Origin of the sequence: Flavobacterium phragmitis (assembly GCF_900112575.1) — a bacterium.
Lineage (GTDB): Bacteria > Bacteroidota > Bacteroidia > Flavobacteriales > Flavobacteriaceae > Flavobacterium > Flavobacterium phragmitis.
The window spans coordinates 173,642-187,860 of the sequence record NZ_FOMH01000009.1 but is presented as its reverse complement, the minus strand read 5'-3'; the positions used below and the strand labels follow the sequence as shown (position 1 = coordinate 187,860).

7 protein-coding genes are annotated in these 14,219 nt (G+C 35.0%); all 7 read right to left on the bottom strand.

Annotated elements, in window-relative coordinates; translation table 11 throughout:
- Positions 1 to 102: 102 nt before the first annotated feature.
- The 7 genes from BM289_RS16795 to BM289_RS16760 all read right to left on the bottom strand — a co-directional run bounded on the left by BM289_RS16795 (position 103) and on the right by BM289_RS16760 (position 14,019).
- A complete protein-coding gene (locus BM289_RS16795; protein WP_091495653.1) occupies positions 103 to 1,809 on the bottom strand; it encodes a polysaccharide lyase in 1,707 nt (568 codons plus the stop codon).
- Positions 1,810 to 1,949: 140 nt separating this feature from the next.
- The gene (locus BM289_RS16790; RefSeq protein WP_091495651.1) at positions 1,950 to 2,627 is read right to left on the bottom strand and encodes a DUF3826 domain-containing protein; all 678 of its coding nucleotides are present in this window, start codon (positions 2,625 to 2,627) and stop codon (positions 1,950 to 1,952) included.
- 283 nt (positions 2,628 to 2,910) lie between these two features.
- Positions 2,911 to 4,623: a polysaccharide lyase gene (locus BM289_RS16780; RefSeq protein WP_091495647.1), complete on the bottom strand. Its 1,713-nt coding sequence runs from the start codon at positions 4,621 to 4,623 to the stop codon at positions 2,911 to 2,913.
- Positions 4,624 to 4,725: 102 nt separating this feature from the next.
- Positions 4,726 to 6,705 (bottom strand): RagB/SusD family nutrient uptake outer membrane protein, encoded by a 1,980-nt coding sequence (locus BM289_RS16775; RefSeq protein ID WP_091495645.1) that lies wholly within the window; start codon positions 6,703 to 6,705, stop codon positions 4,726 to 4,728.
- A gap of 18 nt (positions 6,706 to 6,723) precedes the next feature.
- Positions 6,724 to 10,119 carry a SusC/RagA family TonB-linked outer membrane protein gene (locus BM289_RS16770; protein ID WP_091495643.1) on the bottom strand — a complete coding sequence of 1,132 codons (3,396 nt, stop codon included), beginning with the start codon at positions 10,117 to 10,119 and terminating at the stop codon, positions 6,724 to 6,726.
- A gap of 689 nt (positions 10,120 to 10,808) precedes the next feature.
- A complete protein-coding gene (locus BM289_RS16765; RefSeq protein WP_091495640.1) occupies positions 10,809 to 11,795 on the bottom strand; it encodes a pectinesterase family protein in 987 nt (328 codons plus the stop codon).
- 208 nt (positions 11,796 to 12,003) lie between these two features.
- Positions 12,004 to 14,019 carry an aceric acid hydrolase gene (locus BM289_RS16760; protein WP_091495638.1) on the bottom strand — a complete coding sequence of 672 codons (2,016 nt, stop codon included), beginning with the start codon at positions 14,017 to 14,019 and terminating at the stop codon, positions 12,004 to 12,006.
- Positions 14,020 to 14,219: the final 200 nt, after the last annotated feature.

The following is a 14,219-nucleotide window of genomic DNA, read 5'->3' as shown; positions in this document are numbered from 1 at the left end:
TGATTTCTCCTTCGTCGAAATGACAAACTAGATGGATATTCTTTGTGTACTTAAACCTGACAGGTTTTAAAAACCTGTCAGGTTTGCGTTGCGAATACTTAACTATTGCAATAATGATTTCAACTTGGCCAATGTATCTGTATTGTTTTCCGCTTTCGTCCAATCAATTTTATTGTTTGGATCGATTCCATTAAAATATTTTTCGATATTCGTATATCCGTCTCCGTTTGAATCTTTATTGGCATCTGAAGCATCGTTTGGATTTAAACCGTATTTTTTCTCCCAAGCATCTGGAATTCCGTCATTATCTGAATCTTTATACGCTTTTCCTTTGTAAGTTGGATAACCTCCGACCTGATCAGGATGTGTTATTATTCCTTTTTTATAAGAATCAGCTGGTAATCTTCTTTTGATATATTCTTTTCCAATTGAATTTTCTAAACCGTCTTTTACTTCGATTTTTCCTGTACGAACTTGTTTTAGGATTCTTTCATCAACCGCGTCTCTTTTCGGAATTGTTGCTCCAACATTCGCTAAAACAAATTCGTATGCTTCTTCAGCTCCCATAATTTTGAACGCTGGCATTGAGAAAGGTTTTGGCTGTTTAATTGCTGCTAAAAACTCTTTGGTTTCAGCTTCTGGAAGATTTTCCAATTGTACTCCGCCATTCCAGTTATCTGCTGTAACTTCCGGCGATCCTACAATAAAGTTTCCTGAAACATAAGCTCTTCCGTATTGTTTTGGTTCAATATAACCCGATTCTGGTTTTACAATTCTATGAGCAATTGGTTCATTTTGCGGTGTAATTGGTCCAGGTTTAAAATAATTGTTGATGATGTTCAACATCGAACGATAATCACCTCCGTCAAGGGTACGATTCCACCAATTGAATACTACGTTATTCACAAAATTAAAGTCACCATACATTCCGATAGAAGCGTTTCTGGAAATATTGTCTGCCCATAAGTTGCGCATAAAAGTACTATTCAATCCGCCGATTGTACTTCCAAAGGCGTGATTATATGTATCTAAACCTTCTGATGAAATAGTGTTTTGAATCGTGATATTACAAGCTGGTAGTTTTTCTAATTTTGATTTTGCATTAGCTGCAAACTGATGTCTGTATAAAGACACATTTTCGTCTAATCCCCAGCTAACTGAACAGTGATCCACGATAATATTTCCCATTGGATTTCCGCCAAGTGCATCATCCCTTCTGGTAACTTCGGTAGCGCCACGACGGAAACGCATATGTCTGATAATAACGTCATGTGTATCAATTTCTAAAGTTTCTCCTGCAATGCAAATTCCATCACCTGGAGCCGTTTGTCCAGCAATGGTTACGTAAGGCGCACGCATGCTGATTCTTTTTTTCAGCTGAATGATTCCCGAAACATTAAAAACAATCGTTCTTGCTCCAACAGCTTCACAAGCTTCACGGAAAGTTCCTTTTCCGCTGTCTTCTAAACTTGTTACCACAAATATTTTTCCGCCTCGCCCACCTTGCGTGTAAGCTCCACCACCTTCAGCACCCGGAAAAGCAGGAATATCTGCCTGAACAAAATCTTTTGGATACGAAGCCCAAGGTAAATAAGGTTTTCCTTGTTTTGCTTCTTCTTTAATGATATGAAGATTAGCATTCCAAATTTCGCTCAGCCTTTTTTCTTCGTCAGCTAAAATAGCATCAGCTTTTGCTTGAACATCTTTTGGAATTACAGGATATTGGGCATACGCCGACGAAACAAGCGAACAAAATGAGAAAGCCATTAATGTTCTCTTAAAAGTACGGTTGGGAAAAATATTTTGCATTAGTTTAGTCGTTAGTAGTTAGTGCCTAGTCCTTAGCTTTTTTTTTGTGTTTGTCCCTGGTTCTTAGTAATTAGTACTTAATCACTTTAAGTCTAAAATAACTTATCTTTAAAGACTGATCACTAGGGACTAAGGACTATTTATTGATTTGCTTTTTTAGCTTTCTCTCTTTCTTCAATACGTTTGTGCCAGTCAGCACTTTCTTTATTTAAATCGTAACCTTGTTTTGATAAATAGTTGTTGATTCTTCCTTTGTATTTACCAAACCAGCCATGTTTTTCTTTAGATGAGCCAGCGTCCATTGCATGTTCTCTAGCTTCAACCAAAGCTTTGTAGATGTAATCTTTCTGTTCTGCGGTTAAGTTCGGAAGCATATCGTTGTAACCAGCTACTGTGATAGGAAGCACACCATACGTCATTCCGTCTTTAACTTCAGTGATTTTGTCTTCTGATAATTCTTTACCTAATTTTTTAAGGTAAGATTTATGCAATTTTGCAATTGATTCGTCTGCCTTTGCTTTCAGTTTATCAATTTTCTCGTTTTGCTTTTCTTTTGCCAAAGAACTATCTTCTTTTACTTTTTTGATTTCAGCATCTCTTCCGTCTTGGATTTCAGTTAGATCTCTGAACTGTTGTGCGATGATATTTGAAACTGCTTTTTCTTTTGCTTCGTTTTTCAAATCTAATTTGGTAACGATTTTTGCGGCTCTTTCGTTAGTAACTTTTACATATTCAGGATCTAAATGCTGTTGCGCATTTAAAGTTGAAAATGCAAAAACCAACGATAATAAACCAGCTTTTAATTTATTTAGTGCCATTGTCTTTCTTTTTTAGTTTTTTTTTAACTCAATCATAAGGCCAACGGCCTTTAAGCAACGCCATAGTATAAAATCCTATGAATTACAAATCATATAGCAAAGCCCTGAAAGGGCGCAAGCCTTTGTCCATATTTCATTAATTGCTTTCGCCCTTTCAGGGCTTTTTCGCTTCCACACTATTATAAAGAGGACGTTGTCCTTTGTTGTTGCTTTAAGCCTTTCAGGCTCTTTTTTAAAGCATTCCTGTTTATTAAGAAACACGAATGCTTTCAAAAACTGTTCCTTATTTTAAATCTAATAAAGGTCTAACTAAAGTTTCTTTGTTATTAGCCAAATCTTTCCAATCTACTTTTATCGCAGGATTTACACCGTTGATATAATCTTCGATATTAGTATATCCGTCTCCATTTAAATCTCCTTGTGCATCAGATGGATCATTCGGATTTAAACCGTATTTTTTCTCCCATGCATCCGGCATACCGTCTTTGTCTGTATCAACATAAGGCTTTCCTTTGTATTCAGGATATCCGCCAACTTGAGAAATATCAGTAATAATTCCTTTTTTATAAGAATCCATCGGCAAGCGTCTGTGTTCAAATTGGTAGAAAGTCTTTTTCTCCAAACCTTTTGCATATTCTGGAACCCCAGTTTTTACCGTTCTTACGATTCTTTCATCTACTTTATCTCTAATTGGAAGCGTTGCCCCAACATTTTTAAGAACGAATTCATAAGATTCTTCAGCTGTCATAAATTTGTTGAACCATGGCATTGGGAATGGTTTATCTACTTTCATTTTAGAGAAGTATTCTTTTGCTTCATCATATGACATTAATTCTCCTTTTTTATTCTCTAACTGAATTCCGCCATCCCAGTTGTCTTTAGTTACTTTTTCATTTCCATTAATAACATTTCCGTTTACATAAGCTCTACCAAAAACCATATAAGGTAATTTACTTCTTCCAGATTCTGGCTTTAAGATTCTGTAGCTGATTGGCTGTGTTAAATCGGTTACAGGACCTGGTTTGTAGAAGTTGTTGATTATATTGTAGTTTGCTGTGTAATCTCCTCCATCTGTTGATCTGTTGTACCAGTTGAAAACTACGTTATTCACAAAATTGAAAATTCCATTCCATCCAATAGATGGATTTCTTCCAGCATTATTAGCCCACATATTTCTCATAAAAGAGCAATTTTCACCACCCAAAGTACTTCCGAAAGCGTGGTTGTAAGTATCCAAAGCTTCTCCAAATAAACTGTTTTGGATAGTAATATTTACAGTTCCCACTTTAATGTCTGGGTAACCTGGACCTGGATTATACATATGTCTGTAGATTGACATATTTTCGTCAAGTCCCCAAGTTGCAGAAACGTGATCAATCATGATATTTCCAACAGGATTTCCTCCTATAGCATCGTCACGACGTCCTACGAAAGTTTCTCCACGACGGAAACGTACGTGTCTGATAATTACATCATGCGTATCAATCCAAGTTGATTCTCCCGCGATACAAACACCATCACCAGGAGCAGTCTGTCCTGCGATTGTAATGTAAGGCGCACGAATAATCAACGGACTTTTAAGTCTAATAATTCCAGCAACATTAAATACCACTATTCTTGCTCCTCCTTGTTCGCAGGCTTCACGCAAAGTTCCCGGTCCACGATCTTCTAAACTTGTAACAGTGTATACTTTTCCGCCACGGCCACCAAATGTGTACATTCCGCCACCTTCGGCACCTGGGAAAGCTGGAATTTCAGCCTGAGGCAAATCAGTTGGACGTGATGCCCACGGAATGTATGGTTTTCCATGTTTAGCTTCTTCTTCAATAACTACTAAAGCTTTTGCCCAAGCTTCATCAGAAAGTCTTTGAGCTTCTTCTTTAATTGCTTTTTCCTGAGCCTGAACTTCTGGACTAATCTTCGGATATTGAGCAAAACATTTTGCACTTCCTAAAAAAAGCAGAGATGATGCGATAAATAATGCGGAATTTTTCATGTTAATTTATAGTTGCGGTAATTCTTTTTAAACAAATCACCTGTATCTTTTGAGAAGTACAGGTGAAAAGTTTTATATAATTCTTTTTTTTGAAATTTAAATTTATTCTTGGTAATTGAACGTTCCAGCTCCGCCAAAATTATCATTCCAGCCTATTGTCTGCAACAACCATGGATTTGATGTCAAGGCAGTAGTATTCAAACCATTAATGTAATAGTTTGGATTGAACTTAATATTTACAGCAGCTCCATTAAAATTATCCATAGGAGTAACTAAATTTGTACGAATAAAGTTTGTGTTGTAGAACGTTGCCAAAGTTGCTAGCTGAGCATTGAAATTTGCTGCATCAGGATCTGCCACTATACTTGCACGTGCAGCTGCCAAAGGATCTGTCGTTGCAGATGTTGTTGCAACTCTGTATTGCAAGAAGTTACCAGTACGTTTTGTTCCATTAATTGGAGTTAAACCTAATTTACTTACAGTACCTCCAGCAACTCCCGGTAAAACTTCATTATCATATAACATCCATCTTTGTACATCCCAAAAACGTTTTCCTTCGTAAGCCAACTCTACTCTACGTTCGTATAAAACAGCCTCTATAGCTTTGTATTTATCTGATAATGTACCTATACCATAATTATTAGTACCTTGAGGAATACCAACACGATTTCTAATTCTTCCTAAATAATTTAAAGTATTGCTCGTTTGACCTAAAGCTGCATAACATTCAGCAATATTCAATAATAATTCAGCATAACGATATTCAAAAATATCAGTTCCTGAGTATTGGAAATTAGTTTCTTTACTAGCAGCAGTATTTGACATTTTTCTAATGAAAGCTGGACTAGATATTGCTGTATTTCCATCTGAAAAACCAGCTTTATTTGAACCATCTACCCAACGGTATGCCCAAAGGACACTATTAGGAGTTTCTTTGCTTCCCCATTTAACACCAGAAAAAGCAAAAGTTCTATAGAATCTAGGATCTCTGTTAAGGAAGAAGGTAAAATCGTTGTAACCATTTGCTGCAGTCGGTCTGCTACCATCCGCCATTGGGAACAAATCAATCATTTCTTTAGGAGCAGCAACTCCTCCTCCTGTTCCACCTAAGCTTAATAAACGAATTCCTTTTTCCCAAGAATTATTTATAGCCTGTGATGTAACACCAACTCCACAAAGTTGCACTGTAATAGCTTCTGAACAAAAAGCATTATCAATTAAAAACATTTGTTCCCATTGTTTTGCAGTACTTCCATATAATCCATATCCGTCAGCAGTCAATTGAGCTTCTGCTTCCAATCCAGCCTTTAAAGCCGCTTCCCAACGCTCGTTTGAACCATCCCAGTTTTTATTAAACAAAGGACTTGCAAATGTTAGAAGTACTCTGGATTTTTGTGCTAAAGCTGCACCTCTTGTAAAACGACCATAAGAACCAGAAGCCCAATTTCCAGGCAATAAACTTGCCGCCATGTCCAAATCTTTTACAATTTGCGCTACAACTTCAGAAGGTTTAGCTCGTGGAATCTGAATAGATGGATCATTAGCTGACGCAGCCTGAACAGTTGTAACAATAGGAACTCCTCCATAAACTCGCATCAAATCAAAATACTGCATGGCACGCATGTAATACATTTGTCCTTTCGCCTGATCACGAAATGTTTTATCAAGGTTTGAACCTTTTACATCAATATCTTCCAAGAAAGCATTACATTCTCTAATTCTATTGTAAGGATGATTATTAATGCTTGTTCCTAATTTTGCTCCATAATAACCACTTGCATCTTGCGAGTTTATGATGGTTTTATTAGGGTTTATAAAATCCTGTGTTCCACCTAATTCCTCTGTCAATCTTGAATTCGTATCTGTAAAAGAACCAATAATTGTTGCAGTTGGTGACTTGTATGCATTATAAAAATCGTAATATTGATTATCTACATACGCTTGTGCACGCTCCTGAGTCTGGTAGAATGTATCATCGTAAAAACCATAACCTTTCTTATCCTTTAGAAAATCATCACTACAAGAAGCAGCACCTGCAGCAAGTAATATTGATAGTGTTATATATTTAAATGGTGTTTTCATAATTTCTTTTTAATTTGATTAGAATGATACGTTAAAATTAAGCGACCAAGTTCTAAGTGTAGGATAATTCACAGAAGAGTTATCATACATATTTCTATAATGATCTGGATAAGGATTATATAAATCCCAAAGATTATTACCTGTTATACCTAGAGTTATAGCAGCAATTTTTGTGTCTGCAAAAACCTTCTTAGGAATATCATAATTAAGACTTAAGTTTCTAACAAAGCAACGGAAAGTACTTATCTGCCAAAAATCTGATGGACTTGACATGTATGTCCACTGTGCAACGTTAGGATATTTACCATTTGGATTATCCTCACTGTACATATCTCTCCAAAAACTCTCACGAGACCACATATTGTGTGCAGATGACGTACCTTGATTTACTAAGTCAACAAAATTTGCTCCTCCCCAAGAAGTTGATATTTGAGTTCTTAAAGAAAATGAGTCATATTTGAAACCTAAGTTTGCTATAACATTATAAGTTCTACTACTGTTTGCTAATTTTACATAATCATTCTCTTTGATAATTTGCCCATCAGCCCCTGACATTGATCCATCTGGATTAAGTTGACCTGCAACATCCTGATAAGCCAAAGATCCTTTTCTCATTCCCGCAGCAGAATTGATGTCAAAATATCTTGGTACTCCTCCAACTGCAGTAGCACGTTCTGTTAAATATGCCCAGTAATTTGCGATATCTTCATCTGTACGCAAAATACCATCTCCTGTAGATGTTCCTTTCCAAACTGCAAATCCCCATACTGGATTAAATGTTGAATAACTCTCTCTTTTAGTTTGATTAGATGGAACCATATTTCCCTGATCAGGATACAATTTGATTTCATTATTGTTATAAGCAAAGTTTAATCCAACATTATAACTCATATTACTTTTTATCTTATCACTCCAATTCAGGCTAATTTCATGTCCCCATGCATCAATCCTACCATAATTTTGTTCAGCATAAGCGCCTCCTACAGAAATTGGCACACCTACAGCACTACTCATATCTGTCAACATTTCTTTATTTTTATCATAATAGAAATCATAAGTTAAGCTTAATCTGTTTTTCAACAAAGTAATATCAACTCCTACGTTGTTTTTGATAGTAGTATCCCAAGTTACATCTCTATTTGGATTTACTCTAGGAGTTAGACCATTTCCGTTCCATCCACCACCACTAGTTGCTGTACCAGGACCGAATTGAAAACCTTTATCTACGATAAGATCATAATACTGCTCCCATCTCCATGGCATAATATTATCTTTACCCGTTTTCCCGATTGAGTAGCGAATTTTAAAGAAGTCAACCCATGGCACACTTTTTTCAAACCAATTTTCTTTAGACATTACCCAACCCAATTGAACAGATGGGAAAGTTCCCCAATAATGTTCTGGAGCAAATTTTGTCGAAGCATCACTACGAAGAATAAACTGGAATAAATACTTTTGTTTGAAACTATAATTCAAACGTCCAAAATAAGACAGAGTCCCTCCTTCTACTTTTGTAGCTTGACTATTAGAAGTACTCAATGTACCAGCAGTACGATAATCTCCTAAATAGTCTTTTCCAGTTTGTTCGTATGCCAAACGTGTAAATGTATTATAGACTTCTGAAGCTTCACCACCTACCATAGCACCAATCTGGTGATCTCCAAAAGTTCTGTCATAGTTAATCAAGAAATCTCCTTGAGTACTTTTTCCGTCTGTATTATTATAATAAACTCTTGAGTTTCTTACGTTAGTCTCCAGTACATAGCTACCTGTCGGATTAGTGGTTGCATTATAAAAACTAGGATTAGCTGCACTTGCTAAGTGTTTATCCTGAAGCTGATAATCTCTAATTCTAACTAAATCGTATGGCAATTGAATTTGCTCATTATAAGTTGAACTTTGATTTCTTGAGTAAGTTACTTTGAATGACAATCCTTTTACTGCTGCTACCTTATAATTCAATGAAGCATTAACATTAAACGTATTATCATCAGTAGTTTGATGTGAACCATTATTTAAATTTGCAAAATAGTTCCAGCCTGCAATATTATTATTTGCATTTGCACTACCAAAGTTTTTGTTTGAATTAGGAAATGGAGATACATAATAATTTTTTCCGTTCAAAGTTGTCTGCCAAGGCACATGTTGCGGCATGTGTAACAAGAATCCATAATCAGCTTGTTCCCCGCCAGCTGCAGAACCATAACTACCATCACTAATATTTGATGATGCTTTAGTAAACGATTTATCGATAAATCCAACATTTCCAGAAACAGAAGCAGAAAAATCTAAATTTTTAGCAATTTTTGCATTAATACCAGTACGGAAATTCCACTTCTCATATTTTTGATATCCTAAATTAGCATCTTGTGTTAGATAAGTTGCACCGGCAAAATAAGTAATATCTTCATTACCACCACTCACGTTGAAAGAGTGTTTTTGTTGAATCGCTGGTTTCCAAGCTTCATCCAACCAGTTATAATTTAAACCTTTCATTTGTTCCAATTCGGCATCAGAATATATGGTAGCTGGATCAATTACTGCTGGTGCTGCAACCCTCGATTTAAAATATCTATTACTAAAAACACCAAACTCGTAAGCGTTCAATACTTTACTATGGCTAACTGCGTCATTAATTGCAAACTGGCTATTGTATGAGAATTTTGCTTTCCCTGCTTTACCACGTTTAGTTTTTACCACAATTGCTCCTTGTGAAGCACGAGAACCATAAATTGCTGCAGAACCATCTTTTAAAACAGTCATACTTTCGATCTCTGAAGGATCTAATCTATTAAACTGTTCCAATGTAGGCTTTCCATTAGATGGATCTATCTGAATCATATCATCAATAATAATCAATGGAATATCAAACCCCCCATCTTTAGACAAACTAAAAGTTTGACGAATCTGAATACTTCCCGCTTCTCCTGGACGACCAGATCCACTACTAACATTAAGATTGGGAACTAATCCTTTTAAGGCGTCAGATAAGTTAGTTACTGGCAAATCCATTAAATCGTCTGCCTTGATAGTAGCAATCGCTCCAGTAAGCTCTTTTTTCTTCTGAGAACCATAACCAACTACAACAATGTTTTCTAATTGATTGAAATCGTCTTCCATTTTTACATTAACGATAGAACGATTGTTAAGAGGTATTTCTTGTTTTTTCATTCCAATGAAAGAAAAAACCAAAGTTCCTCCACTTTTTACTTTAATCTGGTACTTTCCATTGTAATCTGTTGTGACTGAGTTTTTAGTAGATTTTTCAGTTACGTTAACTCCTGGTAACAGTCCTCCTAAATTGTCGGTAATAGTTCCTGTTACTGTAACTACGTTTGAGTTTTGAGCATAACTCAGCACACTTATCAGTGTAAACAAAAGAAAACTACATCTTTTTATAAGTGCTTGTTTCATAAATGTTTTTTTTGGTTAGGTTATTAATTGTTAGTTAGTCATGTTAAATATGTTTGAAATCATTAACAAAATTTAGCTTAAAGAAATCTTAAAAACCTTATTAAATGTTTAAAACACATTTATTTTTTTGTCTTCCAAAAATATGACGATACTATATTACAACCGTCCTGCTCTATCCTGTTTTAATCATATAATCTCAAAAAAAAAGACGCAAAAAAAACAATATTAATAAAAATTGAGTGGAAAAAATAAACGGAATAGAATATTTGAAACAAATGTTTGCTTAAAACAAAATTTAATATCCTATTTTGACTAAAAAATAATAAGATTTTTATCAAAAACAAACATCTACTATTTATTCTGCAAAACTAAATACATCACAACTGATTCCTAAGTTCTTACAAAAAGGCTCTTTTTTACGAAAACGATAGAGTTAATTGCTCAAAACAAATTCATTTTACACTAAAAAGCCTACAAAAACAGAATCAGGATAGTTACATAATAATTATAAATAAATTTATTAAAAAGAAAAATTTTTAAACGTAATTTCTGATTAACGATAATTAAACGTACTTTTTATGTAGTTTGATGTTTAATAAACGATAAAAAAAAACTGCTATTCAAAGACAATCTGTCTTCATATAGCAGGTTTAATGTATATAAAATATATTTTTTTAGGAATTGCTGACTTATTTAGTAGGATTCCATCCGTTTAAAACTAAATCTCTACTATATTTCAGTATATCTTCTTTCTTTAACTGATGTGACCATGATACTCTTTGTGAGATATTTTTTGCACTTGCGCCTTTACTCCCATATTCTGCGTAATAAGCCGTTTTATCTTTGTCTGGAAATCGAGTATCAATCCACGCGTTCCAACCTTCGGGAATAATGTGCGAACCTATATCGGTATTAATGAAAACGGTTTGCGCATAAGGTCTCCAAGGTCTTCCTAAGAAAACTTTATCTACCGATTTTTCTTTTGCTATAAGTTTACAATCTGTAAAAACAAAACCATAAGCTTGCCCTTGCGGAGTCGAAGCAGCAGTAATATAAGAATTAACTAAACTTTCAATTGTGCATTTATAAAAATAAGCCGTAGCAGCGCCAAAAATGAAATCGGTCGTTCCGTTGATAAAACAGTTTTCAAAATAGATGCGAGTATTTCCTTCTGATAAATAAAGCGTATCCTGATTCCCTAAAAGATTACAGTTCTTTACAATAACTTTATCACTTTTAATATGAAGAGCTACTGCCTGTCCTACTCTTCCTGCTGTATTTTCGACAGTTAGATTTTCCAATGTACAATCATTTCCTTTTATTAAAAAAGAATAGGAAGTTGATGTTCCGAATTCCTTTTTTCCTGACGGATCTGGTTCACGAAGTGGTTTCCCAGAATAATCATCAAATGAAATAATGGTTTTATTTCTGTCTATACCTTTTAAAGTAATGAAAGGTTTTGAAGCAGGAATTTCCAATTTCTCGATATACTTTCCTGACTTTATTGTAATTACGACTCTTTTCTCTGAATTATCTTTTACATTATTTATCGCTTCTTGAATGGTTTTGAAATCTCCCGAACCGTCTTGAGCAACAGTTAATGCGAATTTATTATCGAGCATTTGGGCAGATAATGAAAGTGTTGTTAGTAAAAATAGAGTTAGAATATATTTCATATGTTTTTTGTTTTATGTCATTTCGACCGAAGGGAGAAATCACACTAGAAACTCCGCAATCTAAATCTTCAATCTTTGTCTAGTCACGTGTGTGATTTCTCCCTTCGGTCGAAATGACAAACTGTAGCCATAAAATCTAAGTAAAAATTAAAAATCCGTTTTTAATCCGCGTTTTTACGAAGTAAATCCGTTTCATCAGCGTTCCAAATTAATGCGACATCCAAACTGTCATTTCTCCTTTTCCTTTATTTCCCCAAGCAAAATACGGAATCAGTTTTACTTGTACGGTATTTTCATTTTTAGCAGAAAGCGGTTTGTACAATGTCTTCTCCCATGAATTATTTGAATTTATAACAGCTTCTGCATCAATACTTACTAAATTTCTATTATTTAAGATGAAATTGTTTATTGCGAAATTCGATTTCAAATTTAAAGCCACATCATTAACACTTACTTTCGCAGGAAGCTGATCTGATTCTAAACAATACACCAAAGGTCCTCTTTTTACAGCAACCTGATTTTTAACTTCTTCTACCAACGGATTGGCTTCCATTAATTCCACTGGCATTGGAAGATTCAATTCAATTACATCTCCCTTTTTCCATTTTTGATTTAATTGCAAATAAGTTCCAGAAACGATTTTATCGGTAATCTTTACATTATTTATCGAAACTTCCGCATTTTGACTCCAACCTGGAATTCTCAAAAAGAAAGCCTGCAGATCTTTTGGAGTTTTTATGATTTTCAACGTTATTTTTCCGTTCCACGGATAATTGGTTTGCTGCTCAATTTCTAAAGATTCTCCGTTTAATGTTTTTGTATTCAAAGTATTGCTTCCGTATAAATTTACATACAAGCCTTCTTTTGAAAGATTGTAAGCGTAATTTCCAACCTCGGCAACCGTTCTGGTTACGTTTGGCGCGCAACAGTTGGATAAAGCGATATAACCTTCACGCACATTTCCCCATCTTTGATGAAAAGGCAAATCATTTGAAACATTCAACGGATTGTTGTACAAGAATTTATCTCCTTCTAAATTCATTCCCGAAAGTACACTGTTGTAAAGTGCCAATTCTACAATATCAGCATATTTGGCATCCCCAGTAATTTGAAGCATTCTCCAGTTCCATAAAACGTTTCCAATATTAGCGCAAGTTTCGGTATGAGCCGTTGCATTTGGTAATTGAAAAGGTCTTCCGTAAGCTTGGTGAATTTTCTGAACGACAGATGGATCATAAGAAGTTCCGTCTGGAGAAACTCCATCGTATAAAGAACCACAACCTCCTGTAATGTACATTTTACGATACGTTACATCATCCCAAATCGATTCTAAATTATCTAGTAATTTCTTTTCTCCCGTTTCTGCGTACAAATCGGCAACTCCTGCATACAGATAATTCGCTCTTACAGCATGTCCCATTGCAGTTGTCTGCTGTCTAAACGGAACTCTATCCTGATTATCATCAGTTCCGTCATTTGTAGTTCCACGAATGTCAATCAGATTATTAGCTAATTCTAAATATTTCGGGTCTTTTACGGTTCTGTACATTTCGACAATTCCCATATAATGTGACGGACAAATCGCATTTCTAGCCAATTCTGGTGATGCTTTTTTATAGAAATCATACAAGAAATCAGCAACTCCTTTTGCAATATTCAGGAAATTTGTTTTTCCCGTGGCACGATAATGAATACAAGCTGCAGTCATTAAATGTCCCATATTGTATTTTTCGAAACCTAACTGTTTTTTAACTTCTTCTGGTCCTAAAGTTCCCCAGCGTTCGTCAATTAAAACTGGAGTATGGATATAACCGTCCTTGCGCTGTACTTTCGCGAAAAGCGCAATAGCTTTATCCATTTCGGCATCAAGCTTTTTATCTTTTGTAACAGCATATGTTGCCGCCATTCCCTCAAAAATCTTATAAAAATCACCATCATGAAACGAAGGGCCTTTGAAAGTTCCTTTACTTAAACCTGCTGCAATTTCGAAGTTTTTATACGCATGCGAAGTTTCGTTATGATACAAATCCCACATGTAGGGCAAGGTATTTTTGGTTTCTACATCAAATTGTTCTTTCCAAAAACCGTTTGTCCATCTTACATCTTGTAAACCTACGCTTTGTAATTTCGAATACGGACTTTCTGAATTCGCAACCAAACCTTTGTTTTGAGCAAAGATTACGGTTGAAAGAAACAAACTTGAGATAATGATATTCTTTTTCATTTTGATATTAATTTTATCTGCTAGATCTGCTAAATCTACGAGAGTTTAAGTTTTTCTCGCAGATTTTGCAGATTGCGCTGATTTATTTTTTTTCTTTTAATCTATTATAATATCTTAATCTGATTTTTTTTCACGCAGATTTTGCAGATTTTAGCAGATATTTATGTTTTATTTTTAATACTAAAATCTGCGCAGATCTG

Bases quoted from the DNA above. Each gene is read 5' to 3' on its own strand.
- BM289_RS16795 (WP_091495653.1), bottom strand. From the start codon at position 1,809: ATGCAAAATATTTTTCCCAACCGTACTTTTAAGAGAACATTAATGGCT.
- BM289_RS16790 (WP_091495651.1), bottom strand. From the start codon at position 2,627: ATGGCACTAAATAAATTAAAAGCTGGTTTATTATCGTTGGTTTTTGCA.
- BM289_RS16780 (WP_091495647.1), bottom strand. From the start codon at position 4,623: ATGAAAAATTCCGCATTATTTATCGCATCATCTCTGCTTTTTTTAGGA.
- BM289_RS16775 (WP_091495645.1), bottom strand. From the start codon at position 6,705: ATGAAAACACCATTTAAATATATAACACTATCAATATTACTTGCTGCA.
- BM289_RS16770 (WP_091495643.1), bottom strand. From the start codon at position 10,119: ATGAAACAAGCACTTATAAAAAGATGTAGTTTTCTTTTGTTTACACTG.
- BM289_RS16765 (WP_091495640.1), bottom strand. From the start codon at position 11,795: ATGAAATATATTCTAACTCTATTTTTACTAACAACACTTTCATTATCT.
- BM289_RS16760 (WP_091495638.1), bottom strand. From the start codon at position 14,019: ATGAAAAAGAATATCATTATCTCAAGTTTGTTTCTTTCAACCGTAATC.